Here is a 23,608-nt window from a genome sequence, read left to right as displayed (position 1 = left end):
CTGCGCAGGGCTGCGGGCCACCGGGTGGTCCACTAGCGTGAGGGCAGGCCCTCGCCGCGGCGAGGGGTCCCGGCCGGGCCCTCCGACCGGGACCACGACGTCCACCCAGGAGGTAGACATGACCGACGACCAGAAGCGCATCAGCGCCCAGCGCGAGATCCCGGCGTCCACCGAGGCCCTCTTCGAGGTGCTCTCCCTGCCGGAGAAGCACGTCGCCCTGGACGGCTGGGACACCGTGCGCGGGCTCGACCACGGTGACCGCATCACGGAGGTCGGTCAGGTGTTCACCATGAACATGGAGGCCGAGCACATGGGCGGCCAGTACCAGACGGACAACCACGTCACCGGGTACGAGAAGAACCAGCGCCTCGCCTGGAAGACGGCCCCGGCCGGCACCCAGCCCCCGGGGTGGGAGTGGATCTGGACCCTGGAGGCCCAGGGCCCGGAGTCGACGCTCGTGACGGTCACCTACGACTGGAGCGAGGTCACCGACGAGGCCCTGCTGGAGAAGGTCGGCTTCCCGCTCGTTCCGCAGGAGGCCCTCGAGGACTCGCTGGGCCGCCTCGCCGCCGAGGTTGGCTGAGCGGATCGGGGCGGGGGCTTCCCTCAGGGTCCTCCCAGCGGGACCTCCTTATGCTGGGTCCTCTCACCGACCCCCGGAGGACTGATGGACCCCAGCACGCCCGCCGAGAGCCCGCAGGGCCAGCCCCCTGCACCGGTACCGGTCGACGCCCTCGGCGTCGGCGGTACCGAGACCCCGGTGCACCACCTGCCAGACCTGGAGCAGATCGCCCCCCACCGAGGGCCCGGTGCCCTGCGCTACAGCGCGCCGCTGCCCAACGGGGTGCCGATGGAGACGCTCTTCATCAACCGGGGCGAGGAGTCGCGCACCCTGCTCGTGGGCCTGCACGGCTCCACCGACCGCAACAAGTACACGCTGCCGCGCTTCGAGTGGCTCCGGACCGTGGCCGAGCGCAGCCCGCACAGCGCCCTGTTCATCTCGGATCCCACGCTCGCCAGCGCCCCCACCCTGCGGTTGGCCTGGTACACCGGCTGGCGCGACCTGGACCTGACCCCCTTCCTCGCCGAGCAGGTCCGCCGGGCCGCGGCGGCCTGCGGTGCCGACGAGATCGTCCTGCTGGGCAGCTCCGGAGGCGGCTTCGCGGCCATGCAGGTCGCCACCCTGCTGCCGGACAGCCTGGCGGTGGCCTTCAACCCGCAGGCGTCCATCGCCCGGTACACGCCGCAGGCGCAGGTGTCCTACCTGAAGCACGTCATGCCGCACCTCGCCGAGGAGCTGCGACCCGCCATCGACGCCGGTGACGACTGGTCCGCCCAGGCCCTCGGGACCCGTGCCTCGCTCATCGAGCGCTACACCACCGAGCAGCCGAACTTCGCGGTCTACGTCCAGAACCTCAACGACGACACGCACATCGAGCGCCACTACGGGGCCTTCCGTGACGCCGTGGGGCACGGCCCGAACCGGGGGCGCCTCGACCTCGTCGAGTACGAGGGGCAGGCGGGGCACGGTCCGCCCGGTGCCGGCCGACTCCTCCAGGCCATCGAGGACGGCCTGGTGTGGCGCCGGGAGGCGCTCGCCCGCGAGGCCGGCTCCGTCGCCTGACCCGGCGCCTCCCCCCGGGCGGCGGACACGGTGCCCCACCCAGGGGGCTGACCGGGCGTCGTCCTCGCCGCGTCCGCGGCGGGGGCACGCACGGTGCACGAAAAGCACGGATCCCCGCCAGGGCGGGCCGATTTCGGCGTCCTGGCGGGGATCCCGAGGGTGTGCCCCCGGCAGGATTCGAACCTGCGACACCTTCTTTAGGAGAGAAGTGCTCTTCCCCTGAGCTACGAGGGCGAGGCGTCACAGTGTACGAGGTGTGACCCAACTACCCTGCTGGGGTGAGCACCTCCCCCGAGCAGTCCTACGCCATCGCCAGCGCCACCGTGACCCGGTGGTCGTCCGCCCTGGCCGATGCCGGCGGCCGCAACAGCCTCATCTGGGGCACGCCGCCGGGGATGCGCCTCGACCTGGTCACCGCCCACCCCGGTGGCGTCGCCAAGCTGCTCTCGGGGCAGCCGGTGACGCTCACCGAGCTGGTCCGCACCCCGGGCCCTCGCGCCCACGCGATGGAGGTGCTCGCCGCCATCGCCGACCGGGCCGCCGAGCTCGACGCCGACTGGGGGCTGGCGACGAGCTTCGTCTCGTCGGGGACGGCCACCTGGGACGTGCCCGGGACCCGCGCCCCCTCGGCGCCGGTCGTGCTGCGCCCGGTGCAGGTGCGGCACACCGACCGGTCGCGCACGGAGATCGAGCTGGTCATCACCGGGGTGCCCGAGGTGAACCCCGCCCTGCTGCGCTTCCTGCGGGTCTCGCACGAGGTGGACCTCGACCCGGTGGTGCTGGCCGAGATGGCCGACCGGCTCCACGCCCGCACCGACCAGCCCCTGCTGCACCACCTGGAGTCGCTCTGCCGGGCCGTCCCCGGTTTCCTGGTGCGCCCGGGGCAGGCGGTGGCCAGCCTCACGCTGGCCAAGGACGCCGCCATCGCCGACGTGGCGGCGGTGGCCGAGCGGTCCAGCCGGCCGCTCGGCCTATTGGCTGCGGGGACGGGGCGCAGCAGCACCAACCCGGTCGCCCCGAACCTCCCGGCGCGGGCCGGTGTGAGCAGGCCGATGGTCTGCACCCTGGACGCCACGCAGCTGCGGGTGGTCGACCTGGTGGCCGCCGGACAGGACCTCCTCGTCGAGGCCCGGCCGGGGACGGGACGCACCAGCCTGCGCTCGGCCCTGGTCGCCGACGCGCTGTCCCAGGGGCGCACCGTCCTCGTGGGCGCCGCGGACCGCACGGTCCGGCAGGAGGTCGCGGCCGTCATCGACAACTGGGTGGGCGGTGCGGTCCCGGTGGTCTGGGACGCCCCCCGGACCCGGCAGGAGCGGGCCGACCAGCACGACGCCCTCGTGGCGGGGCTGGACCTCCTCGTCGCCGGGCGCGGGGGGATCGAGGTGGAGCCGGCCGGGTCGGGACGGGCGGGCTCCACGAGCATGGGGAGCTCCCCGGGGGCGGTGCGGGACGGGGGCGAGGGTGCGCCCCGGGGCACCCTCCGGGGCGACGGCCGCCAGGCCGACCTGGCCGCCGCCTTCGCCCGCCCCCTGGGACGGGCCTCGATGGTGCACACCAAGCGTCACCCCTGGGGCGTGAGCATCCACGACGTCTACCAGCGTCTGGCGGAGCTGGCCGCCGGGCCGACCCCTCCGCGTCTCACCGCGCGGCTGCCGCAGAACGTGCTGAGCGCCACGACGGCCGCCGACCTCCCCCATCTGCAGGAGGAGTTCACCGAGCTGGCCGAGCAGGGTGCCTGGGTGGAGCGGAGCCATGCCGACCCGTGGTTCGGGGTGCAGGTGGAGACCGCCGAGCAGGGGCGGGAGCTCGTCGCGACGGCCGAGTGGCTGTCCGCCGGGGGTGCTCTGGGCAGGGTGCGCTCCGATGCCGCGGAGGTCGCGACCGGTCTGGGGCTGCCTGCTCCGAGCACGGTGGCCGATGCCGTGCCCCTGCTGCGTCTGGCCCGGGGTCTGCGCACGGCGGTCCGCCGATTCGGGGAGGAGGTCCTCACCGAGGATCTCGACCTGTGGTCGGCCGCGCACGGCGGTCGTGGTGAGGCCCAGGTGAACACGCTGCAGGCCGGGCGGGTGCGCAGCCGGGTCCGGAAGCTGCTGCAGGAGCGGGGCACCACGCCACAGGGTGGTCCGGCCGAGGCGGTGGAGCAGGCCCTCGAGGCGCTGCGCCGCTGGCAGACCTGGCCCGGCCGGGAGGGCTCGGCGTCACCGGTTCCCCCGGGGTCGGAGCTCGACGACCTCCTGGCGCACGTGCACCGCGTCCACGACCGGGTGGTGGACTTCCAGGGCCATCTCTCGGGCACCACGGAGGGGGACGATCTCCTGGACACCGAGCTCTCGGCCCTCGAGGAGCGGATGGCCCGGCTGGCCGCCCGTCCGGAGCGGGCCGAGGTGCTCCACGAGGTCTCGCCGCGCTGGCGGCAGCTGCACGGCCGGGGGTTCGGGGCCGTGCTCACCGAGTTCTCGCGGCGTGCGGTGCCGGCCGAGCAGGTTCCGGCGGAGGTCGAGCACATCTGGTTGCGGGCGCTGCTGGAGGATTTCCGCTCCGGGGAGGCCGACCTGGGGAGTAGTCCCCGCGAGGACGCGGAGGAGGACGCCGAGATCCTGGAGCAGGTGCGCTCCGAGGGGGAGCGCACCGCCCGGCAGGACGTGGCCCGGGGCGTCGCCCGGCGCCGGGAGGAGCTGCGGCACTCGCGGCGGGCCATGGCCCTCCTGGAGGCGGCGCGACGCGAGGGTCCGTGGGGCCTCCACGAGTGGTGGCGCCGGGCGCCGGAGGTGATGAGCGCGCTGACCCCGGTGGTCACCGCCTCGCCGTGGGTGGTGGCTGCCGCGCTGCCCCCCTCGCCCTCGGTGGACCTGGCCCTCGTGGACGACCTGACCCGCCTCTCCACGGCGCGCGCGGCCGGCATCCTGGCGCGGGCCCGCGCAGTGGTCGGCTTCGGTGACACCGAGCTGCCGACGCCGCTGGAGCCGCAGGCCAGCACCCCCGGGGGCAGCCTCGGCCTGGCCCACGGGGAGAGTGCGTGGGAGACCCTCTCCCGCCGTGTGCCGCACATCGCCCTGAACGCCGTGTGGCGGCCGCTCTCGGCGGACCTGGACCCGCGCCTCCCGGGGCGGGCGCCGTTGACGGCCGTGCCGGGCACGAACGAAGGGGACCGTGACCTCTGGGTGGTGGAGCAGGCCTCCGTGCCGGAGACCGTCTGGGAGCTGGTGCGCAGCACCCTGGTCCGGCCCTCCGGGGTCTGGTCGGTCCTGGTCAGCCCTCCCACGGACACGCAGGCCCAGTTCTGGGCCGACTGGCTCGGTGCGCGCCTGGAGGAGGACGGGTGGTCCGAGGAGGTCGTGCGCCAGCTCACCGTGCTGCCCTGGCACCGCGCGGGGCGGACCAGCGCGGACGTGGTGGTCGTCCTGGCCGACGGCCACGGGGGAGCGCTGGGGCAGTCCGTGGCGGCGCCCGGCTCCGACGAGAAGGTCCTGCTCCCGCTCCGCCGAGCGCGGCGTCGGAGCCACCTGGTGGCCACCGAGGGCACCTGGGAGGAGCTGCGCGGCGCACGGTCCGTGCCCACGAGCGCCGGCGGCCTGCTGGCCCGTTGGTTCGACGCGCCACCGCGGGGCCGGACGTCGGTGGAGCTCACCGACCTGCCGCCCCTGCACCGGCGTTTCGTCCAGCGACTCCGGGCCGAGGGGCTGGTGGTCCGGCCGAGCCGTCACCCGGTCATGGGGTGGTTGCTGCACCTCGCCCCCGGGCAGGACCGGGAGGAGATCACCGCGGTGGTGTTCGACGAACCGGTCGGTCTGGGACCCCTGGAGATCGACGCCCACGTCCGGGTGTGGCCGCAGCGGCTGGAGCAGGCCGGGTGGGTCGTGGAGCGGGTCTCCTCGGTGGACCTGGATGCGGACCTGGGGCGGGAGGCCATGCGGGTGCGCACGAACGTCCTGCGGGCTGCCGCCCAGCGGGCAGGACGGCGGGCGTGAGCGAGGGGCCCGCCCGGCGGCGCTCCCGGCGGGTCGTCGCACCGGCCACCAACCCGGTCGCCGAGGAGCGGGCGGTCCGTGAGGAGCCCGCTCCCCGGCCCGGTCGTGCGGCGTCGGCGACCGGGCGCCCCGTCCGGGTCGTGACGGACCGGGCGCCGGGGCCGGAGGACCGGCAGTGGCTGGAGGACCGGCCGCCCCACTGGGGCTGACCGGCCCCGGTCGCGTCCCGGGAGCGCACCGGGAGCCACGACGAAGGAGCCGCCACCCCGCAGGGGGTGGCGGCTCCTTCGGGTCGGACGGTGCCGCCGGAACGGTCGTCGTCGACCCCGGGGTCAGTGACCCGGGTGCTTCACAGGCCGCGGTTGGCCTTCAGCAGGTCACGGATCTCGGCGAGGACCTCGGAGTCGGTCTGCTCGGCCACGACGCCACGGCGCTCGTTGAACTTGTTCATCGGCATGACGAAGGCGTAGTACACGACGGCGGCGGTGATCAGGAAGGTGATCAGCGCGGTGAGGATGGCGCCGAAGTCCATGAAGGTCGCCGGGTTGCCCTCGCGCAGGTGGAAGCCGAGACCGGCGGCGTCGGCGCCACCGATGGCGGCGAGGATCGGGTCGATGAGGCTCTCGACGACCTTGTTGACGACCGCGGTGAACGCGCCACCGATGACGACCGCGACGGCCAGCTCGACGACGTTGCCGCGCATGATGAAGTCCTTGAAACCCTGCATGGGTCACTCCTTGGAGAACGAAGGGGATGGGGTGACCCCTGGGCAGGGGTCTTGTCGCCCTCACGGTAGTGCCGAGCGGGGCACTTCCAGGAGATTGACGGTGCCAGATGCGTCACATGGGCCTCGTCGCCTCTGCCACGGCCCTGCCGGCTCATCCGCTGGGGAGCAGGGTCAGCGCCAGGGGGCCGTCCAGACCGGCGGACCCGCCCTGGCCGGTGGCGCTGGCCAGGGCCGCGACCTCCCGTGCGGTGAGCTCCACCCACAGCCCGCCGGCGGCGTCGACGGAGTCCGGGTCCGGGGCGATGCTGGCCCGGACGACGGCTCGCTGCACGACGACCTTCCCGGTGGCCCGGCTCGTGATGCGCACGTGGCGACCGGCGGTCGCGGCCTGCCGGACCGGTTCCTCGAGCACGGGGACGAAGGCCAGCTCGCGGCTCCCGGTGAGACCGGCGGGCGGGTCCAGGGCGAGCCGGGCCGTCACCGGGTCCCCGGCCGCCACGGGGGTGGCCAGCGTGTGCCCCTCCAGCTCGCTCGGCGGGGTGCTCTCCCACCGGGCCGCCGACGCGGGCAGCTGCAGGGTTTCCAGGTCCTCCTCGGTGAGGGCGTGCCCCGCCGGCAGGTCCGCGGCGGCGACCACCACCGGCACCGTCTCCGGTGCCGCGGGGGCCAGCGTCTGTACCGTCAGCGCGATGGCCGGCACGGCACAGGCCACCGCGAGGACCCGGCGTCCCCGGCGCAGTCGGTGGCGACGGGCACGCGGGGACCCGGTGGTCTCCCCTCGCGGGGTGGACGGGGGACGGCGGAAGAGCGGCATCGGGACCTCCTGAGCTGGTGTCCCGTGCAGCATGGAGAACGCCGCGCCCCACGGGGCGGGAGGCGCCGGGGAGCTGTGGACGGGCCGGACCGCGCCGCCGAGATCGCCTCAGTCGCTGCTGGAGGAGCCCCCGGAACCACCCTCGGACCCGCCGGCCGGGGGACCGGAACGGCTGTCCGTGCGGTAGAAGCCCTCGCCCTTGAAGGTCACACCGACGGTGCCGTAGACCTTCTTCAGCCGACCGTGGCAGCCGGGGCACTCGGTGAGGGCGTCGTCGGTCATCTTCTGGACGATGTCGAAGGCTTTGCTGCACTCCGTGCACGCATAGGAGTAGGTGGGCATGGCGCGCATTCTAGAGCCGTGCGGGGCCCTGCGCGGCCGCGCTCAGGCCACCCTGCCCGCGAGCCCTCCGTCCTGGCTGACGGCCGCGAGCCGCTCCTCCACCGCCTTCCGCCGGCTCGCCCGGGTGACCACCAGCAACCGGTCGCCGTGGTGCAGCACCGTCTGCGGCTGCGGGGTGAAGGAGCTGCCCGCGCGGACCAGGTGGGAGACGCTCGCCCCGTCGGGCAGGCGCAGCCCCATCACCGACGTGCCGTGCAGCTGCGAGTCCGGCCCCACCGTCACCAGCAGCACCTGGGCGTCCAGCTCCTCCAGGGGGACGGCGTCCACGTCGAGCTCCACCACCTGGTCGTGCTCCTCCCCCTCGCCCACCAGCCCGAGGCGGCGCGCCACCCAGGGGAGGGTGGGCGCCTGGACGAGGGTGAGGAGCACGACCAGGACGAAGACCATGTTCGGCAGCCAGCCGGTGTACTGGGCCCCGCTGGTCAGGGGGACGGTCGCGAGCACGATGGGCACCGCACCGCGCAGACCGGCCCAGGAGAGGAAGAGCTGGTCGCGCACGGGGTAGCCGAAGGGCAGCAGGGCGATGAAGACCGAGAGCGGACGGGCCACGAGCAGCAGGATCACCCCGACGACCAGCGCGGGGACGAGCACCTCGTGGAGGCTGCCCGGCGAGATGAGCAGGCCCAGCAGCACGAAGAGCATGATCTGCGCGAGCCAGCCGATGGCCTGGGCGAAGCCGCGCACCGAGTGCAGGTGGGGCAGCCGGCTGTTCCCCAGGACCAGGCCGCACACGTAGGTGGCGATGAAGCCACTGACCTGAGCGAGCTCCCCGCTCACCCAGGCGAGCAGGCAGACCGAGAGGACCCCCAGGGCGAAGAGGCCGGAGGAGCCGGAGGCCGCGCGGGGCATGAGCCAGGCGGCCAGCCGCCCCAGGAGGAGGCCCAGCAGCACCCCGCCCAGCAGCTTCAGGGCGGCGAGGCCGGCGACGGAGAGCCAGTGGGCCGGGCCGGGCCCGCCACCGGCTCCTGTCGCGGCCCCGGTGGCCTCGGCCAGGGAGATCACGAGCAGGACCACCGGGGCGTCGTTCAGCCCGGACTCGGCCTCGAGCATGCCCCGGAGGCGGTGGGGCAGGGGGACGCTGCGCAGCACGCTGAAGACGGCGGCGGCGTCGGTGCTCGCCACGACCGCGCCGACGAGGAAGGAGACCTCCCAGGACATGCCCAGCAGGAACCGGCAGGCGAGGCCCACGACGGCCACGGAGACGGCGACCCCCAACGTGGAAAGGCTCGTGGCCGCCGGGACCTCGCCCCGGATGTCGTGCCACCGGGTGGTGAGGCCACCCTCGGCGAGGATGAGGGCCAGGGCGGTGTAACCGAGCACCTGGGTGAGGTCGAAGCTGTCGAAGGTGATGCCGAGACCGGCCTCGCCGATGAGGACGCCCAGGGCCAGGTAGATGAGCAGGCTGGGCAGCCCGGAGCGGGTGGCCAGCCGCACCGAGGCGACCCCCACGAGGAGGATCGCGGTCCAAAAGCCCAGCAGGGGGAGGTACTCCTCGACCGTCAGTCCGGTCAGTCCGGCGGGGATCACGGGCTGCCGCCGGCCCGACCGTCGAACCACCGCACGCCGTCGGCCGTGAGGACACCGTCGACCGGCTGGTCGTGGGCCTCGTGCGGAACCTCCTCGACGAGCTCGTGGGGGTGGAGCATCGTCACGACGGGGGTGCCGGGCGAGCGGTGGGGCAGGGTGCGGTCGTAGCACCCGCCGCCCTGTCCGAGGCGGTGTCCGGTGCGGTCGACCGCCAGCCCGGGGGTGAGGACGAGACCCGCCTCCGCGACGCCCTCGGGCGGCAGCTCCGCGCCGAGGGCGAGCTCCTCGAGGTCCACCAGGTCACCCTCGGGGCAGTGCTCGACGGGAGCCCAGTGCAGGCTCAGGTCGGGCTGGGTGAGGGGCACGAGCACGCGGACCCCGGCGTCCAGGAGGGCCCGGGTCAGGGGGGCGGTCGGTGGCTCGGTGGGCCAGGCGGCGTAGAGGGTGACGGTCCGGACCCCCAGCGTCTCGGCGAGGGCCAGGCCGTGGTGGGCGAGTCCGGCTGCGGCAGTCGGGCGTTCGCCCGATCCCGACCACTCCTCCCGGGCTGCGCGCACGGCCTTCCGGGCGCTCTTCTTGTCCGGCCAGGGGGCAGCGGGCGTCAGGCGGGCCATGGGCCCATTGTTCCTGACGCCCGCGCCCGCCGTGCGGCGCGACCACGGGCGGAGAGCGGGGAGCGGCGAGGTGTCCTACGGTGGGGCCATGAACAGCCGATCGACCGTGCGCAAGGCAGTCATCCCGGTGGCAGGTCTGGGGACCCGCTTCCTCCCCGCCACCAAGGCCATCCCGAAGGAGATGCTGCCGGTGGTGGACAAGCCGGCCATCCAGTACGTGGTGGAGGAGGCCGTCCGCGCCGGGGTGGGCAACATCGTCATGATCACCGGGCGCAACAAGGGTGCGCTGGAGGACCACTTCGACCGGCACTGGGAGCTGGAGAAGGCCCTGGAGAAGAAGGGCGACGACCTCCGTCTGCGTCGCGTCCAGAAGTCCAACGAGATGGGTGCTCCCCACTTCGTCCGCCAGGGCGAGCCCAAGGGGCTGGGGCACGCGGTCCTCTGCGGTCGCCCGCACGTGGGGGACGAGCCCTTCGCCGTCCTGCTGGGCGACGACCTCATCGGTGCTGACGACCGCCTGCTGGAGCAGATGATCGAGGTGCAGGAGGCGCGGGGTGGCTCGGTCGTGGCGCTCATGGAGGTGCCGGAGGACCAGGTGCACCTCTACGGCTGCGCGGCCATCGATGGCGCGCCGGACGAGAACGGCGTGGTGAAGGTGACCGGCATGGTCGAGAAGCCAGCGCCGGAGGACGCCCCGAGCAACCTGGCCATCATCGGCCGCTACGTGCTGGACCCGAGCATCTTCGCGGTGCTCGAGGACCTGCCCCCGGGCCGGGGCAACGAGATCCAGCTGACCGACGCCCTGGAGGAGCGTGCGGGTGCCACCGGTGAGGGTGCCGGGGTGTGGGGCGTGGTCTTCCGCGGCAACCGGTACGACACCGGTGACCGGCTGGACTACCTGAAGGCCAACGTCCGCCTGGGTCGCCGTCACGGCGAGTTCGGGGCGGACTTCGAGGCCTGGCTGCGCGAGTACGTCAAGGACCTCGACGAGAACCCGCGCAGCTGAGGTCACGGCCGTGCGGCTGCAGTGGCCGGTGGCTCCGGAGGGGCTGACGGCCGCCGGTGAGGCGGTGCGGTTGCGGCCCCTGCAGCGCGCGGACTGGACCGCCTACCGGGACCTGCGGGCCGACAATCTGGAGCACCTGCGCCCCGGCAGCGTGGACGACCCGGACGCCCCCGGGCTGGGCACGCTACCGATGGTGCGGCCGGCCTTCCTGCGCACTGTGCGCTCGGCGGCGCGGGCGGCCCGGCAGGGGCAGTCGCTGCGCTGGGCGGTCGAGCACCGGGGCCGGCTGGCCGGCGAGATGGTCCTGGACGCGATGCGCTGGGGCGGTCACCGGTCCTGCTCGGCCGGCTACTGGGTCGACCACCGTGTCTCGGGGCGCGGGGTGGGGCGGACGGCCCTGTGGCTGGCCCTGGAGCACGCCCTGACCCGCACGCCGCTGCACCGGGTGGAGGTCGCCGTCTCGGTGGACAACCCGGCCGGGCTGGCGCTCGCGGCCGCGCTGGGGCTGCGGGAGGAGGGGGTCCGGCGGGCGGCGGTCTTTGTCGACGGTCGGTGGCGGGACCACCTCGTGCACGCCGTCACCGCGCCGGAGTGGCCCCTGCCGGCTCCCGGCCGGGGTGGCGGCGGCTGAACCAGGCCGAGGGGGCGAGCCGGCGTCGGCGAAAGCGTCGCCGTGGGCGTGTTCAGCGACGAATCACACCGGTGTATTTCTAGACTCCGAGCATGCCGCCCAGCGTCCTGGTCCTCGTGCTCGTCGTCGTCCTCTGGATCGGCTTCGGCCTGCAGTGGTGGTGGCGCCGCCGGGAGCACGTGCAGACGGTGAAGTCCATGGACGCCTTCCTCGATGCCATGGAGGCCCTCGAGAAGACCGTGAACATCCCCGACCCGGTGAACCTGGACCGCGGCCCGTCCCGCCGCGTGCAGCCCACCGCCGCCTCCGCCCCCACGGTCACCGTGAAGGCCCGTCGCGACCCGCAGAGCGTGGCCGACGCGCGGCGTCGGGAGGCCGAGCGGCAGGCCCTGGCGGAGCGCCGCACCGAGCTCTTCGCGCTGGGGTCGGTGGGGGAGCAGCTGCGCGAGCGGTCTGTGCGGGCCGGCCTCATCCTGGCCAGCGCGCTGGGTCTGCTGGTGAGCACGATCGGTGCCGTGGCCGGTGCGATCTCGTGGTTCTGGGTGCTGGCCTGCGTGGTGGCCGTGGCGGCCTCCGTGGCCTGGTCGCGCTGGTGCGCGGAGCAGGAGCTGCGCGGTGCTGGCCTGCGCATCACCTCCGTGCGGCGCGGTGCGGCGGAGGCCTCCCGGTCCGGTCGTGCCTCCGCGGGGCGGGCGCGTGTGCCCTCCCGGCGTGGCCCGGCCCGGTCGGGCGCCCGTCGTGAGGTGGCCCGTCCGCTGCCTGCCCGCAGCGCCGGGCGTCGGGCGGGGCGCCGCGCGCCGCGCCGGGCACCGGGCGCCCGCCAGCGCTCCGGGGCCGCCCGTTGAGCGGCCCCGCGCCCCACCTCGTCGCGGTGCTGTGCCACGAGTGCTGACAGGGGGCAGGTGACCTGCTACAGTTGGCGGTCGCACAAGGGGCTATGGCGCAGTTGGTAGCGCGTCTCGTTCGCAATGAGAAGGTCAGGGGTTCGAATCCCCTTAGCTCCACCACAGCAGCATGTCGAAGGGCCCCGTCCACGGACGGGGCCCTCGTCATGCCCGGGGCCCGGGTTCAGCAGGTGCTCGACGACGGTGCAGTTCGTTCTCGGCGCGAGATCCTCACTCTGGTGGCGGACCGTGCTGGACTGAGCGAAGAGCCGAGGACGGAGCGGCTGTCTGGTGGACAGTCGAGGTTCGAGAACCGCATCGGGTGGGCCCTGTCGTTCTTGGCCAACGTGGGTGCCCTCGAACGCCCCCAGCGAGGGCACTATGAGATCACCCAGGGTGGCCGGATGATTGCCGAGCGCTATCCGGACCACGTGCGAGAGCGCGAGATCAAGGCGCTCGGCGACGACCCAGCGTGGCCGATGATCCGTCCCTATGTCGCCACGAATGTGCGGGAACCACACCCCTCGTCGACGGAAGCAGAGGCACCCGCTCAGACCCCGATCGAGCAGGTCGAGGAGGGGGTCGGGCGCATCGTGGAGGAGGTCTCAGCGGAGCTGCTGACCCGCCTGCGCGGTAAGGAGCCGGAGTTCTTCGAGCGCGCAGTCGTGGATCTTCTGCTGGCGATGGGGTATGGCGGCGTCAATGGCCGGGGTCAGGTGACGCAACTGTCCAATGACCGAGGGGTCGATGGCGTCATCGATCAAGACGTCCTGGGCCTGAGTCGTGTGTATGTGCAGGCGACCCCTGTGCGGATCGTGCTCATGGACGGTGAGCAGCTGGCGCGGCTGATGATCCAGTTCAAGGTGGGGACGCAGGTCCGGAAGGTGCACGAGCTGGTGGAGGTCGACGAGGACTTCTTCGCGTGAGGAGGGGCCACCGATCGATGAACCCTCCCTCACGCGAAGTGCCTCAGCCCATGGCGCCCCAGTGGCCGCCCCCGGTTCTCACGAACCGGCGTGCGGACGGTTTCGGCGCTCACGGGTGTGGTGCCGGGAGGAGTGAGTCGGCGATCTCGGCGGCGATCTTCTCCAGCGTTTCGTGCTCGGTGCCCAAACCGGAATGGGCTGCTAGGAGGGGGCTCTCCCCGCGCAGCTCCTCGAAGGTGATGCCGTGCGCCACGGGGATGACGCGATCCGTGTGCAACAGGCTCGAGAATTCGGCATCAGCGATTCCCTGATGCGCCAGCGCCCTGAGCATGTTGGGTGTGGCGAGGACGATTCCGATGCGTGAGGTCCGCAGTCCCCGGTCGATCTCTCGGGTGAGGGAGGTGCCGAGGCTGACGTCCTTCTCGGAGAACCAGACGCTTACTCCGAACTCCTCGAGCAGGTCGTGGAGTTCTCTTGTCAGTGAGCCCGTCAGCGAGTCCGTTGGTGGACGGGAGTCTTGGGTGCACCAAGGCTGCTGGTGCCCGGCCCGCGACTGGGCCGCCGGCGGTGAACGAGGGGACCGCTTCGTGGCCGGGACGCGCTTCGAGGACGCGGTTGCCCTGTACGAGGCCGACCGCAAGCTCCGCACCCTCGTCCACGACGGCATGGAGCGGGTCGAGATCCTTCTGCGCACGCGGGTGGGGGAGCGGCTCTGTGCGACGGGGCCGCTCGGGCATGAGGATCAAGGCCGGTTCCGCCCCTCCTTCCAGCACAAGGCGTGGATGGCAACGGCTGACAAGCGAATCTCCCGCGCACAGAAGCACAGCGATCCAGTGAGGCATCACCAGCGGCGCTACGGCGGCCGGTACCCCTTCTGGGTGCTGGCGGAGGTGCTGGACATGGCAGATGTCTCCAAGCTGTTCGAAGGGATGAAGGCCGGTGAACAGCGAGCGATCGTGGAGGGGGTGGGGTTCGCCGTCGATAGTGGTCAGCTCACGAGGAACCAGCAGAAGAAGTTCAAGGCAGCATCTCCTCTGGCCCCGTGGCTTCATCAGCTGACGGTCGTCCGCAACACCTGCGCGCACCAGGGGCGGCTCTGGAACAGGTCCTTCGCTCCGGCCCCCACGGCGGCCCTCCGAACCCTCACGCGGTTCAGGGACTTGCCGCAGGGGCAGAGCGAGAGGATCTTCGGCGCCCTGACCGTCATGTCACACCTGGTCCAGGCTGCCTCGCCCGGAAGTACATGGGCGGATCGGGTCGCTGATCACCTTGCCACGGCTTTCCTGCCCAACCCGTTGGTTGTCCCCGGCGCACTGGGGATCCCGGACACGTGGAGCGGGCAGCTCGGTGGTTCGTCGAGCCCGCCCCGCCTCACCAGCTGATCGAGATCTCGATCTCCGACTCGCCGTCCGGCTCGACCTCCACCTCGACCTCCAGCTCGACGGTGTCGGGCACCGCCACCGTCACGTCGCGCTCGCCCTGCCGGACCCGGATCTCGTTCTGCCGGCTCAGCTCGTCCGCGATCTCGCGCAGTCGGGTAGCGGCCTGCTCGCGGGTCAGCGTGGTCGTGGTCTCGTGCTCGAAGAGTTCGTCACCCATGCCCTGATTTCACCACGGTGGCCTCAGCCGGTCGGGGAGGCCCGGGGCCGCGCCGCACGCGAGAGGGGGTGGACGACGGGATCCCGTCGTCCACCCCCTCTCCTGTGCGGGGTTCGGTCAGCGCCTCAGGTGCCGACCTCCGCCGGCTCCGCGGTCTCCCGGCGGGCCGGGCGCTCCGGGGTCCCGCGCATCAGATCGATCGCGCCACCGACGAGGGCGGCGGCCAGGGTCGGCAGCATCCAGCCGAGCTGCTCGGCGTGACCCGGCGCCCAGCCGATGAGCGACTCGATGACGTCCGTCCCCCAGCCCAGCGAGCTGAGCGTCATGAGGGCCGACCAGGCGAGGGCCACGGTCAGGGCGAAGACGAAGGCCAGGTGCAGGCGGATGCGCAGCAGCGGCTCCAGCAGGGTGAGCAGGATGAGCGCCATGCCCGGCGGGTAGAGGAAGCCGATGATCGGCGCGGCCACCTCGATCACCTTGTCCAGCCCGAGGGTCGAGATGAGCAGCGAGACGACGCTGAAGACCAGCGCCCAGGTGCGGTAGGAGATCGACGGCACCAGGCGGGCGAAGAAGGCCGAGGTGGCACCCAGCAGACCGACCGAGGTGGTCAGGCAGGCCAGCACCACGATGAGGGCGAACACCACCGTGCCCCCGAAGCCCATGGTCTCGCGGGCCGCGTCGGAGAGCATGGTCGCCCCGTCGGTGTACTTCTGACCGTCGGGCAGGCGCTGGCCGATCGCGGCCAGGCCGAGGTAGACCAGTGCCAGCATCAGACCGGCGGCCACACCGGCGACGGCCACGCTGCGCACCAGGGGCTTGCCGGGCTTGATGCCGGAGTGGGTGAGCGTGGTGGCCACGACGATGCCCAGGGCCAGCGCGGCCAGGGAATCCATCGTCAGGTAGCCCTCGAGGAAGCCGGCCACGAAGGGCTGCTCGGCGTAGTCCGCCGCGGCCGGGGCGGACTGGCGCTCCATCGTGGTGAGGGTGAGCGTCACCAGCACGGCCATGAGGGCCACCAGGATCGGGGTCAGGAACTTGCCGATGGTGTCGATGATCCCGTCGGGGTCGAAGGCCAGCACGTAGGTGAGGGCGAAGAAGACGGCGGCGAAGGCGAACTTCGCCGGCCAGTTGTCGACATCCGTCAGGGGCGGCACGGCCGCGGAGTAGCTCACGGCGGCGGTGCGCGGCAGCGCGTAGGAGGCGCCGATGGACAGGTACACCAGCACCGGGAAGAGCACGCCGAAGACGCGTCCGCCCCGGGAGGTCATGTCGCGGATGTCCTCACCGGTCACGGCGATCGCGAGGACGGCCAGGATGGGCAGGGCGACGGCCGAGAGCATGAAGCCGATCAGCGCCGGGGTGAAGCCCTCCCCGGCCTGGGCGCCCAGCATCGGCGGGAACACCAGGTTCCCGGCGCCGAAGAACATGGCGAAGAGCGATGCCGCGGTCATGGTGAGCAGCACTGCTCCGGAGCGGTGGGTGGTCGGGTGGTTCACGGGACCCCTCATTCGACGTGGACGGAGGGGACCGAGCGTAACCCGTGGTGACCTGGGTCACGACAACCGGGCCGGGGTTCTGCCCCCGTCTCCCCCCCCCCGGGGGCGCTCACATGCCGGCGCGCCCTTCGGCGGACCAGCTCAGCACGTGGGCGGTGGCGCGGGTGATGTCGTCGAGAGTCAGAACCTCCCACAGCTGGTGCACCCCACCCGGGGCTGTCGGGAGCTGCTCCGCCGCTGTCACGGCGACCGCGGCGGTGGCGGCGTAGTCCCCGGTGGCCACCACGGACATCTCACCACCCTCTGCGGTCCACCTCAGGGCAGCTCTTTCCGGTCGGTCCGGCGAGTGACGGGTCAGGAGGCGGACAGCACGATCCGGAAGGGCCGTGAGGGCGGGAATCAGGTGCAGCCGCCGAGCCGTCTCCAGGAGGCGGGTGGTGCGATCGTCATCCCACGCGGTGGAGTAGGTGACGGTGAGTCCCCGGCCGGCGAGGGGAACGGCTTCAGGGTGGTGGAGGCCGAGCCCCGGGCGGGTCGGTGTCCTGGGAGGGCGATCGGCGAGCAGTCCAAGCATGGCCCGCACACCCGCTGGTCCCACGCGGGCGTTCGTGCTCTGGGTCAGGTGGACGTGAACTCGCTCCGCTCCGTGCTCGTTGGCCAGGGCGACGGCGCCGAGGCCGCTGAGCCCGGGGATGAAGCCGGCCCCCACGACGTGGGGGAGCGCGTCGCCTTCCAGGGCAGTGCGCACCCGGGGCGGCAGGGGGTCGAGGCCGACGTCGACACTGGGCACCCCGGCATCCGCAGCGGCGGCCTGGACCAGGCCTGCCGGTGCGGGTGAGGCGGCCAGGACGGCGTCCAGCGGGAGCAGGTGGCGGAGGGCGCGACCGTCCGAGAGATCGACCTCTCGTCCGACCGGTACGGGGTTGTGGCCGCGGTGCCGGAGCTCGGCGACGAGGTGCGAGCCGAGCACCCCGGTACCGCCGATCACGAGGACCTTCATGCGCTGGGAACTCACATGGCCTCGAGCGCGTCCGGGCCCTCGGGGAGGATCTGACCGCCGTCGACGATGATCGACTGCCCGGTGATGTAGCGGGCGCCGTCGGAGGCCAGGAAGGCCACGGCCTCGCCGATGTCCTTCGGCTCCCCGAGCATCCCCAGCGGGACGGCCTTGGCCATCTCGGCCAGGTACTCCTCGCCCAGGGCCTGCAGGCCGGGGGTGAGGACATTGCCCGGCAGCACGGCGTTGACGGTGATGCCGTCGCGGGCCAGCTCCATCGCCGCGGAGCGGATGAAGCCCATCTGGGCGGCCTTGGTGGCGCCGTAGTGGGCCCAGCCGGGGTAGCCGGTGAAGTTGCCGGTGATCGAGGAGGTCACCACGACGCGCCCGCGACCCGACGCGCGCAGCGCCTCGGTGGCGGCCTGGACCATGTGGATCGTGCCCTTGACGTTGACGTCGAAGATGAAGTCGATCTCCTCGTCGTCCAGCTCGGCCAGCGGGGTCTGGGGGTAGACGCCGGCATTGGAGGCCAGGACGGACAGCCCGCCGAGCTCCTCGACGACGGTGGCCACGACGCGACGGCAGGCGTCCAGGTCGCGGGCGTCCAGCGGGCGCGCCAGCAGGCCGGCCTCGCGGGCCTCGGCGCACTCCTCCTCGGTCAGGCCGGTGACGGCGACCTTCGCACCGTGGGCGGCCAGCACCTCGGCGATGCCGCGGCCGATCCCGGCGGTGCCGCCGGTGACGAGAGCGGTGCGGCCTTCGAGCAGGGGAGCGACGGGCTGGGCGTTCATGGGGTCTCCTCGAGAGTCGACAGCGAGCCTTCCCATGCAACGTAGCAGCGCCCTGCGGACGGCCCCGGGCGGGTTGTCGGGGATCGCTGGGAGAGTGGCCCCATGCCCGAGCAGACCACTGACCCCACGTTCGCCGACCGCGCCCAGGAGGTGCTCGAGCGTCTCGTCGGGCGGCCGGGCGCCACCTTCCGGGACGGCCAGCTCGAGGCGGTGCGCTCGCTGGTCGAGGACCGCTCCCGAGTGCTGGTGGTGCAGCGCACCGGATGGGGCAAGTCGGCCGTGTACTTCGTGGCCACCGCCCTGCGCCGGCAGGAGGGGGCCGGGCCGACGGTGATCGTCTCCCCGCTGCTGGCCTTGATGCGCGACCAGATCGCGGCCGCCCAGCGGGCCGGGGTGCGGGCGGTGACGATGAACTCGGCGAACGCCGAGGCCTGGGGCGAGGTGCGGGCGGCACTGGCGACCGACGAGGTCGACGTCCTCCTCGTGAGCCCGGAGCGCCTCAACAACCCGCGCTTCCGGGAGGAGCAGCTGCCCGACCTCGCGGCCCGCTGCGGCTTGCTCGTGGTGGACGAGGCGCACTGCATCTCCGACTGGGGGCACGACTTCCGCCCCGACTACCGGCGCATCCGCACCCTGCTGGGGGAGCTGCCGGCCGACACCCCGGTGCTGGCCACCACGGCGACGGCGAACGAGCGCGTGGTGCACGACGTCGTGGAGCAGCTGGGGGTGGCCTCCGACGGCAGCGAGCGGCGGGTGGAGACGGTCCGTGGCGGGCTGGCCCGGGACTCGCTGCGGCTGGGTGTGCTGCTGGACCCGGCCGGGCGCCCGCTCACCCCGGAGCAGCGCCTGGCCTGGTTGACCACCCACCTGGGGGAGCTGCCGGGCTCAGGGATCGTCTACTGCCTGACCGTCTCCGCCGCCGAGGACGTCACCGCCGCGCTGCGCGCGGCGGGCTTCGAGGTGGCGGCGTACACGGGGCGCACCGACGCGCAGGACCGGGAGGGGCTGGAGGAGGACCTGCGCCACGACCGGGTGAAGGCGCTCGTCGCCACCTCCGCGCTGGGGATGGGCTTCGACAAGCCGGACCTCGGGTTCGTGGTGCACCTGGGGGCACCGAGCTCGCCGGTGGCCTACTACCAGCAGGTGGGTCGTGCGGGCCGTGCCACCGACCGGGCCGACGTGCTCCTGCTGCCCGGCAGCGAGGACCGCGACATCTGGCAGTACTTCGCCACCGTGGGCATGCCCCGGCAGGAGCAGGCGGAAGCGGTGCTCGAGGCGTTGGGCCGGGCCGGGAAACCGCTGTCCACCCAGGCGCTGGAGACGATCGTCGACCTGCGCCGGACCCGGTTGGAGCTGCTGCTCAAGGTGCTCGACGTGGAGGGGGCGGTCTCCCGGGTGCAGGGCGGGTGGACCACGACCGGCCAGCCGTGGACGCACGACCAGAAGCGCTACGACCGGGTGGCCCGCGCCCGGGAGGCCGAGCAGGCCGCGATGGTCGAGTACCAGCGCACGACCACCTGCCGCATGCGTTTCCTGCAGGAGCAGCTGGACGACCCGACCGCCGCGGAGTGCGGCCGCTGCGACAGCTGCGCCGGCCCCTGGTTCCCGACCGATCTCCCCGCCGAGGCGGTGACCGCGGCGCAGGGGCAGCTGGCCTCCGCCGGGGTGGTCGTCGAGCCACGGGCCCAGTGGCCCACCGGCATGGCCCGCCTCGGGGTGGAGCTCAAGGGGAGGATCCCGGCCGAGGAGCAGGTCGCCCCCGGGCGGGCCCTGGCCCGGCTCAGCGACCTCGGCTGGGGGCAGCGGCTCCGGGCGGTGCTCGCCGCCGGGGACCAGCCGGTGCCCGACGACCTGCTCCGGGCCGTGGTCGGCGTGCTCGCCGCCTGGGACTGGACCCAGCGGCCCGTCGGCGTGGTGCAGATGCCCTCCCGCGGTCGACCGGCCGTGGTCGGCTCGCTGGCCCAGGGCATCGCCCGGATCGGGCGGCTTCCCCTTCTCGGGGAGCTCGACCTCGTCGACGGGGGCCCCGTCGGGGGTCCGGGCGGGAACAGCGCCTTCCGGCTGGCCGGTGTGTGGGAGCGCTTCCGGGTCGGCCCCGAGCTGGCGGAGCAGCTCGCCCCGTTGCGGGGACCCGTGCTCCTGGTGGACGACCTCGTCGACTCCCGCTGGTCCCTCACCGTGGCCGGACGGGAGCTGCGGAGGGCCGGTGCCGAGGCGGTGCTCCCGCTGGTCCTGGCCGTGGAGGGCTGAGGGTCAGCCGGGCAGGCCCCACTCCTCGGCCAGCAGCCGGAAGGAACGGCGGCGCAGCTCCGGGTCGTGGGTGTACGTGGTGATGATCAGCTCGTCGAGCTGGTGCTGGGCGGCGAAGGACTCGAGCTGGGCCACCACCTCGGACGGGGTGCCCACCGCCCGCACCCGGTGGAAGTCGGCCGTCATCGAGAGCAGCTCCTCGGGTACCGCGCTGGCGAGGTCCTCCACCGGCGGATCCACCGGGGCCGGCTGCCCGGTGCGGATGCGTGCGGCCATGAGCTGCGAGGAGGTGAACAGGTACTCGGCCTCCTCCCGGGTGGGCGCCACGAGGACGTTGATCCCGGCCATCGTGTACGGCCGCTCCACCTGGGCGGTCTCGGCCTCGGCGTCGAAGTGCTCGCGATACACCTGCAGGGCCATCTCCAGCTGCTGCGGTGCGAAGTGCGAGGCGAAGCTGAAGGGCAGCCCCAGCGCCGCCGCCACCTGCGCGCCCCCGGTCGAGGAGCCCAGCATCCACAGCGGCACCGCCGTGCCCTCACCGGGCAGGGCACGCACCCGCGCCCCGGAGCGTGGCGCCCCGAGGTACGCGTGCAGCTCGCCGACCTCCCGGGCGAAGTCCGGCAGGTGGGCGCTGCCCCGGGAGAGAGCCGCGGCCGTCATCGGGTCCGTGCCCGGCGCCCGGCCCAGCCCAAGGTCGAAGCGGTCGCCGTGGATAGTCGCCAGCGTGCCGTAGTACTCGGCCACCATGAGCGGGCTGTGGTTGGGCAGCATGACGCCGCCGGAGCCCAGCCGGATCCGGTCGGTGTGCTCGGCCACGTGGCCCAGGAGCAGCGAGGTAGCCGAGCTCATGAAGGCCTCCGAGCCGTGATGCTCGGCCATCCACAACCGGTGGTAGCCGGCCTCGTCGAGATCCTGTGCGAGCGCCCGGGAGGCGGCGATCGCCTCCTGCGGGGTCATCCCCTGCGAGCGGGGGACGAGGTCGAGGACGGAGAGCAGCGGACGATCGGTGAGAGCCATGTCCCCAGAACGCCTCCGCGGCCCGGTGTATGCCGTCCAGGAGGGGCGGATGCGCCACAATGTCCGGGTGACCCTCGACCTCCCCGACCGGGTGACCCCCGGCCTCCCCGCCACCGAACAGCTCATCGCCCCCTCGGGGCGGGACGAGGTCGTTGTCCTCGACGAGCCCCGTCACCGCGTCTCCGAGCGGGCCCCGCAGTACTGGCGGGTGGGGCACCTCATCACCTGCGCGGTGCTGCTGGTCGTCGCGGTCGTGACGCTCGGCGGCTGGTGGCTGCTGGGGTCCGCCGCTCCGCCGTGGTGGGCGTGGGCGATCGCCGGGGTGCTCCTGGCCGCGGAGGCCACGGTCACCCTGCTCATGCCCGGTCTGCGCTACCGGATCGCCCGCTGGGAGGCCACCCCGGAGGCCGTCTACACCCGCCGGGGCTGGCTGAACATCGAGCGGCGGATGCTGCCGCTGGCCCGCATCCAGACGGTGGACACCTCCCGGGGGCCGCTCATGCGCCACTTCGGGCTGACCGACGTGAAGATCACCACCGCCTCCTCGGCCGGGAACGTGAGCATCGAGGCGCTCGACGAGGCACGCGCCGAGGCCCTGCTCGAGCAGCTCACCCACGCGGCGGCCGCCGTGCGGGGGGACGGCACGTGAGCACGCCGATGGGCTGGGGCGCCCCCGGACCCGCGGAGCACCCGCCCGAAGACCACCCGCCCGCCCCGGTCGATCTCCCCTGGCGCCGGCAGGACCCGCGGATGCTGCTGGTCCACCCGGTCCGGCTGGCGGGCTCGCTGCTGCCGCTGCTCCTGGTGGTGCTCTTCACCAACTCGGGCAACGCGGTGGGGCAGCTCGTCAGCGCCGGCATCGCCGCGGTGGTGGCGGTGCTCGTCACCCTCTCGCAGTATCTGACCTTCCGCTTCCGCATCACCGAGGACACCCTGGAGATCCGGCAGGGCTGGCTGTTCCGGGTGAACACGACCACCCGCCTGGAGCGGGTCCGCACCGTCGACATCGAGGGCAACGTCCTCATGCGGGTGCTCCGGCTGCGCAAGGTCACCCTCGGCACCGGGGTGGACGACGAGCAGGTCGAGGTCGAGGGCCTCCCGGTCCAGGAGGCCGACGACCTGCGCCGCAGCCTGCTGTGGCGCTCGCAGGTCGCCCGGGCGGAGGCGGCCGGCCCCACCGCCGGGGGCGGGCCCGTCGCCACGGCCGATCCCGGTGCGGCTGCCGCCCCGCACCTTCCCGCCGACGCCCCCGGCGAGCCCGAGGAGGCCCCGGCCGAGGAGGTGCTGGCCCGCTGGCGCCCCGGGTGGGTGCGCTTCGGACCGCTGGGGGGCAGCGGGATGCTCGTGGCGGCTGCGGCGCTCGGTGTGTTCTCCCAGTTCGCCGACGAGATCATCGGCTCCGCCGTCGGCCGGGCGATCGGTGGGAGGGTCGCGCAGGTGGTGGAGAACCTGGGGCTCTGGGGCTTCCTGGCGGGGGCCCTCGCGGCCGGCGTCCTGGTCGCCGCACTCTTCTCGACGATCGCCTACGTGGTCTCGTGGTGGGGAGTCGTCGTGGAGCGCACCGGGCGGGGCACCCTCCGCGTCCGTCGCGGACTGACGACCACCCGCTCGAATTCCATGGAGGAGCGGCGGATCCGCGGCGTCCACGTCATCGAGCCGTGGCAGCAACGCTGGCAGCGAGGCGCCTCGCTGCAGGCCCTGGTGACCGGCGCCGAGGGGGGCTCGGTCGAGGTCCTCCCCGTGGTGCACCGCGACGAGACCCGCCGGTTGGCCGTCCGGGTGCTCGACAGCGGCGAGGACCGCGCCACACCGGTCGACCTCTTCGACCTGCCGCTGGTGAGCCACGGCCCCCGGGCCCTGCGGCGCATGGCGGTGGGGGCCCTGGTGGGCCTGTTCTGGCTGGGGATCCTGCCGGCTGCCGCGGGCTCGGCCCTCCTGTGGTCGATCCCGGACGCCCCGTCCACCGGCTGGCTCGGGCTGCCGCTGGTGGCCTGGCCGTGGGCCTGGGCGCTCGCCATGGCCGTGCTCTTCCTGGTGCCGGTGTACCCGGCCTGGCGCACCCTGGGCCACGGGGTGACCGACCACCACGTGTACTTCCGCTCCGGGGCGATCCTCCGCCACCACCTGGTGCTGGAGAAGGACGGCATCCTCGGCTGGGTGGTGAACGAGTCCTTCTTCCAGCGCCGGCTGGGCCTCTGCTCGGTGACCGCGACCCTCGCCGGGGGCGGGGAGGCGCACACCCTGGAGAACCTGCCGATGGAGGACGCGGTGCGCCTCCTGCGGGCCGCCAGCCCGGAGCTCGTCGGCCAGTTCAGCCGGGCGGCCTGAGCCGCCC

At 73.4% G+C, this 23,608-nt stretch carries 23 protein-coding genes and 2 tRNA genes; 13 read left to right on the top strand and 12 right to left on the bottom strand.

Going from position 1 to position 23,608, the window contains the following annotated elements; genetic code table 11:
- Positions 1 to 118 precede the first annotated feature (118 nt).
- Positions 119 to 583, top strand: coding sequence for an SRPBCC family protein (locus CFT82_RS04825; RefSeq protein ID WP_088817885.1), 465 nt, complete (start codon positions 119 to 121; stop codon positions 581 to 583).
- 84 nt (positions 584 to 667) lie between these two features.
- A complete protein-coding gene (locus tag CFT82_RS04820) occupies positions 668 to 1,624 on the top strand; it encodes a hypothetical protein (RefSeq protein ID WP_088817884.1) in 957 nt (318 codons plus the stop codon).
- A gap of 162 nt (positions 1,625 to 1,786) precedes the next feature.
- On the opposite strand, the gene CFT82_RS04815 is transcribed toward CFT82_RS04820, so the two are convergent.
- Positions 1,787 to 1,858 (bottom strand) — tRNA-Arg (locus CFT82_RS04815).
- Between the two features lie 44 nt (positions 1,859 to 1,902).
- Between CFT82_RS04815 and CFT82_RS04810 the strand changes: the two genes are divergently transcribed.
- Both CFT82_RS04810 and CFT82_RS04805 read left to right on the top strand, forming a co-directional pair.
- Positions 1,903 to 5,592, top strand: a complete 3,690-nt coding sequence (locus CFT82_RS04810) for a hypothetical protein (protein ID WP_088817883.1) — start codon at positions 1,903 to 1,905, stop codon at positions 5,590 to 5,592.
- Positions 5,589 to 5,801 carry a hypothetical protein gene (locus CFT82_RS04805; protein WP_088817882.1) on the top strand — a complete coding sequence of 71 codons (213 nt, stop codon included), beginning with the start codon at positions 5,589 to 5,591 and terminating at the stop codon, positions 5,799 to 5,801. Before CFT82_RS04810 ends, CFT82_RS04805 begins: the two co-directional genes overlap by 4 nt.
- A gap of 140 nt (positions 5,802 to 5,941) precedes the next feature.
- On the opposite strand, the gene mscL is transcribed toward CFT82_RS04805, so the two are convergent.
- The 5 genes from mscL to CFT82_RS04780 all read right to left on the bottom strand — a co-directional run bounded on the left by mscL (position 5,942) and on the right by CFT82_RS04780 (position 9,676).
- On the bottom strand, positions 5,942 to 6,319 hold the full coding sequence (mscL, locus tag CFT82_RS04800; protein WP_088817881.1) for a large conductance mechanosensitive channel protein MscL: 378 nt from the start codon (positions 6,317 to 6,319) through the stop codon (positions 5,942 to 5,944).
- Positions 6,320 to 6,470: 151 nt separating this feature from the next.
- Entirely contained in the window at positions 6,471 to 7,133 is a 663-nt protein-coding gene (locus CFT82_RS04795) for an SAF domain-containing protein (RefSeq protein ID WP_088817880.1), read from the bottom strand.
- Between the two features lie 108 nt (positions 7,134 to 7,241).
- A complete protein-coding gene (locus CFT82_RS04790) occupies positions 7,242 to 7,475 on the bottom strand; it encodes an FmdB family zinc ribbon protein (protein WP_088818332.1) in 234 nt (77 codons plus the stop codon).
- 42 nt (positions 7,476 to 7,517) lie between these two features.
- The gene (locus CFT82_RS04785) at positions 7,518 to 9,062 is read right to left on the bottom strand and encodes a potassium/proton antiporter (protein ID WP_234994269.1); all 1,545 of its coding nucleotides are present in this window, start codon (positions 9,060 to 9,062) and stop codon (positions 7,518 to 7,520) included.
- The gene (locus tag CFT82_RS04780) at positions 9,059 to 9,676 is read right to left on the bottom strand and encodes a 5-formyltetrahydrofolate cyclo-ligase (protein ID WP_088817879.1); all 618 of its coding nucleotides are present in this window, start codon (positions 9,674 to 9,676) and stop codon (positions 9,059 to 9,061) included. Before CFT82_RS04780 ends, CFT82_RS04785 begins: the two co-directional genes overlap by 4 nt.
- Before the next feature lie 88 nt (positions 9,677 to 9,764).
- Here CFT82_RS04780 and galU point away from each other — a divergent pair, with 88 nt between their 5' ends.
- From galU to CFT82_RS04755, 5 genes are all read left to right on the top strand, one after another.
- Positions 9,765 to 10,682 carry a UTP--glucose-1-phosphate uridylyltransferase GalU gene (gene galU / locus CFT82_RS04775; protein WP_088818330.1) on the top strand — a complete coding sequence of 306 codons (918 nt, stop codon included), beginning with the start codon at positions 9,765 to 9,767 and terminating at the stop codon, positions 10,680 to 10,682.
- Between the two features lie 10 nt (positions 10,683 to 10,692).
- Positions 10,693 to 11,313, top strand: coding sequence for a GNAT family N-acetyltransferase (locus CFT82_RS04770; RefSeq protein WP_088817878.1), 621 nt, complete (start codon positions 10,693 to 10,695; stop codon positions 11,311 to 11,313).
- Between the two features lie 92 nt (positions 11,314 to 11,405).
- On the top strand, positions 11,406 to 12,158 hold the full coding sequence (locus CFT82_RS04765) for a hypothetical protein (RefSeq protein WP_088817877.1): 753 nt from the start codon (positions 11,406 to 11,408) through the stop codon (positions 12,156 to 12,158).
- An 86-nt stretch (positions 12,159 to 12,244) separates the two neighbouring features.
- Positions 12,245 to 12,320 (top strand) — tRNA-Ala (locus CFT82_RS04760).
- 68 nt (positions 12,321 to 12,388) lie between these two features.
- On the top strand, positions 12,389 to 13,123 hold the full coding sequence (locus tag CFT82_RS04755; RefSeq protein WP_159461860.1) for a restriction endonuclease: 735 nt from the start codon (positions 12,389 to 12,391) through the stop codon (positions 13,121 to 13,123).
- Positions 13,124 to 13,232: 109 nt separating this feature from the next.
- Here CFT82_RS04755 and CFT82_RS04750 read toward each other — a convergent pair whose 3' ends face one another.
- Positions 13,233 to 13,763 carry a toll/interleukin-1 receptor domain-containing protein gene (locus tag CFT82_RS04750; protein ID WP_159461859.1) on the bottom strand — a complete coding sequence of 177 codons (531 nt, stop codon included), beginning with the start codon at positions 13,761 to 13,763 and terminating at the stop codon, positions 13,233 to 13,235.
- On the opposite strand from CFT82_RS04750, the gene CFT82_RS04745 reads away from it, so the two are divergent.
- Positions 13,645 to 14,505 (top strand): Abi family protein, encoded by an 861-nt coding sequence (locus CFT82_RS04745; protein ID WP_159461858.1) that lies wholly within the window; start codon positions 13,645 to 13,647, stop codon positions 14,503 to 14,505. The genes CFT82_RS04750 and CFT82_RS04745 overlap by 119 nt on opposite strands.
- Here the strand turns inward: CFT82_RS04745 and CFT82_RS04740 are convergent.
- The 4 genes from CFT82_RS04740 to fabG form a co-directional block, all read right to left on the bottom strand.
- The gene (locus CFT82_RS04740; RefSeq protein ID WP_088817874.1) at positions 14,495 to 14,722 is read right to left on the bottom strand and encodes an amphi-Trp domain-containing protein; all 228 of its coding nucleotides are present in this window, start codon (positions 14,720 to 14,722) and stop codon (positions 14,495 to 14,497) included. The two genes, CFT82_RS04745 and CFT82_RS04740, sit on opposite strands and share 11 nt — an antisense overlap.
- Before the next feature lie 125 nt (positions 14,723 to 14,847).
- On the bottom strand, positions 14,848 to 16,218 hold the full coding sequence (gene brnQ / locus CFT82_RS04735; RefSeq protein WP_200815046.1) for a branched-chain amino acid transport system II carrier protein: 1,371 nt from the start codon (positions 16,216 to 16,218) through the stop codon (positions 14,848 to 14,850).
- A 109-nt stretch (positions 16,219 to 16,327) separates the two neighbouring features.
- Complete coding sequence (locus CFT82_RS04730) at positions 16,328 to 17,233, bottom strand: hypothetical protein (RefSeq protein ID WP_143469486.1); 906 nt, start codon at positions 17,231 to 17,233, stop codon at positions 16,328 to 16,330.
- Positions 17,230 to 18,006, bottom strand: coding sequence for a 3-oxoacyl-ACP reductase FabG (fabG, locus tag CFT82_RS04725; protein ID WP_088817871.1), 777 nt, complete (start codon positions 18,004 to 18,006; stop codon positions 17,230 to 17,232). The genes CFT82_RS04730 and fabG overlap by 4 nt, the downstream gene beginning before the upstream one ends.
- A gap of 102 nt (positions 18,007 to 18,108) precedes the next feature.
- On the opposite strand from fabG, the gene CFT82_RS04720 reads away from it, so the two are divergent.
- Complete coding sequence (locus tag CFT82_RS04720) at positions 18,109 to 20,256, top strand: RecQ family ATP-dependent DNA helicase (protein ID WP_088817870.1); 2,148 nt, start codon at positions 18,109 to 18,111, stop codon at positions 20,254 to 20,256.
- A 3-nt stretch (positions 20,257 to 20,259) separates the two neighbouring features.
- On the opposite strand, the gene CFT82_RS04715 is transcribed toward CFT82_RS04720, so the two are convergent.
- A complete protein-coding gene (locus tag CFT82_RS04715; RefSeq protein ID WP_088817869.1) occupies positions 20,260 to 21,273 on the bottom strand; it encodes an LLM class flavin-dependent oxidoreductase in 1,014 nt (337 codons plus the stop codon).
- Between the two features lie 49 nt (positions 21,274 to 21,322).
- Between CFT82_RS04715 and CFT82_RS04710 the strand changes: the two genes are divergently transcribed.
- Both CFT82_RS04710 and CFT82_RS04705 read left to right on the top strand, forming a co-directional pair.
- The gene (locus tag CFT82_RS04710; protein WP_088817868.1) at positions 21,323 to 21,922 is read left to right on the top strand and encodes a PH domain-containing protein; all 600 of its coding nucleotides are present in this window, start codon (positions 21,323 to 21,325) and stop codon (positions 21,920 to 21,922) included.
- Positions 21,919 to 23,601 (top strand): PH domain-containing protein, encoded by a 1,683-nt coding sequence (locus CFT82_RS04705; RefSeq protein ID WP_088817867.1) that lies wholly within the window; start codon positions 21,919 to 21,921, stop codon positions 23,599 to 23,601. Before CFT82_RS04710 ends, CFT82_RS04705 begins: the two co-directional genes overlap by 4 nt.
- The last annotated feature ends 7 nt before the right edge of the window (positions 23,602 to 23,608 follow it).

The sequence above is a fragment of the Kytococcus aerolatus genome, assembly GCF_900187395.1.
Classification (GTDB): domain Bacteria; phylum Actinomycetota; class Actinomycetes; order Actinomycetales; family Dermatophilaceae; genus Kytococcus; species Kytococcus aerolatus.
The sequence above is the reverse complement of the archived record's forward strand: the minus strand, read 5'-3'. Positions and strand labels throughout refer to the sequence as shown.

Coding starts and splice junctions, on each gene's coding strand:
- CFT82_RS04825 (WP_088817885.1), top strand. CDS start 119: ATGACCGACGACCAGAAGCGCATCAGCGCCCAGCGCGAGATCCCGGCG.
- CFT82_RS04820 (WP_088817884.1), top strand. CDS start 668: ATGGACCCCAGCACGCCCGCCGAGAGCCCGCAGGGCCAGCCCCCTGCA.
- mscL (WP_088817881.1), bottom strand. CDS start 6,319: ATGCAGGGTTTCAAGGACTTCATCATGCGCGGCAACGTCGTCGAGCTG.
- CFT82_RS04795 (WP_088817880.1), bottom strand. CDS start 7,133: ATGCCGCTCTTCCGCCGTCCCCCGTCCACCCCGCGAGGGGAGACCACC.
- CFT82_RS04790 (WP_088818332.1), bottom strand. CDS start 7,475: ATGCCCACCTACTCCTATGCGTGCACGGAGTGCAGCAAAGCCTTCGAC.
- CFT82_RS04780 (WP_088817879.1), bottom strand. CDS start 9,676: ATGGCCCGCCTGACGCCCGCTGCCCCCTGGCCGGACAAGAAGAGCGCC.
- galU (WP_088818330.1), top strand. CDS start 9,765: ATGAACAGCCGATCGACCGTGCGCAAGGCAGTCATCCCGGTGGCAGGT.
- CFT82_RS04765 (WP_088817877.1), top strand. CDS start 11,406: ATGCCGCCCAGCGTCCTGGTCCTCGTGCTCGTCGTCGTCCTCTGGATC.
- CFT82_RS04740 (WP_088817874.1), bottom strand. CDS start 14,722: ATGGGTGACGAACTCTTCGAGCACGAGACCACGACCACGCTGACCCGC.
- fabG (WP_088817871.1), bottom strand. CDS start 18,006: ATGAACGCCCAGCCCGTCGCTCCCCTGCTCGAAGGCCGCACCGCTCTC.
- CFT82_RS04720 (WP_088817870.1), top strand. CDS start 18,109: ATGCCCGAGCAGACCACTGACCCCACGTTCGCCGACCGCGCCCAGGAG.
- CFT82_RS04715 (WP_088817869.1), bottom strand. CDS start 21,273: ATGGCTCTCACCGATCGTCCGCTGCTCTCCGTCCTCGACCTCGTCCCC.
- CFT82_RS04710 (WP_088817868.1), top strand. CDS start 21,323: ATGCGCCACAATGTCCGGGTGACCCTCGACCTCCCCGACCGGGTGACC.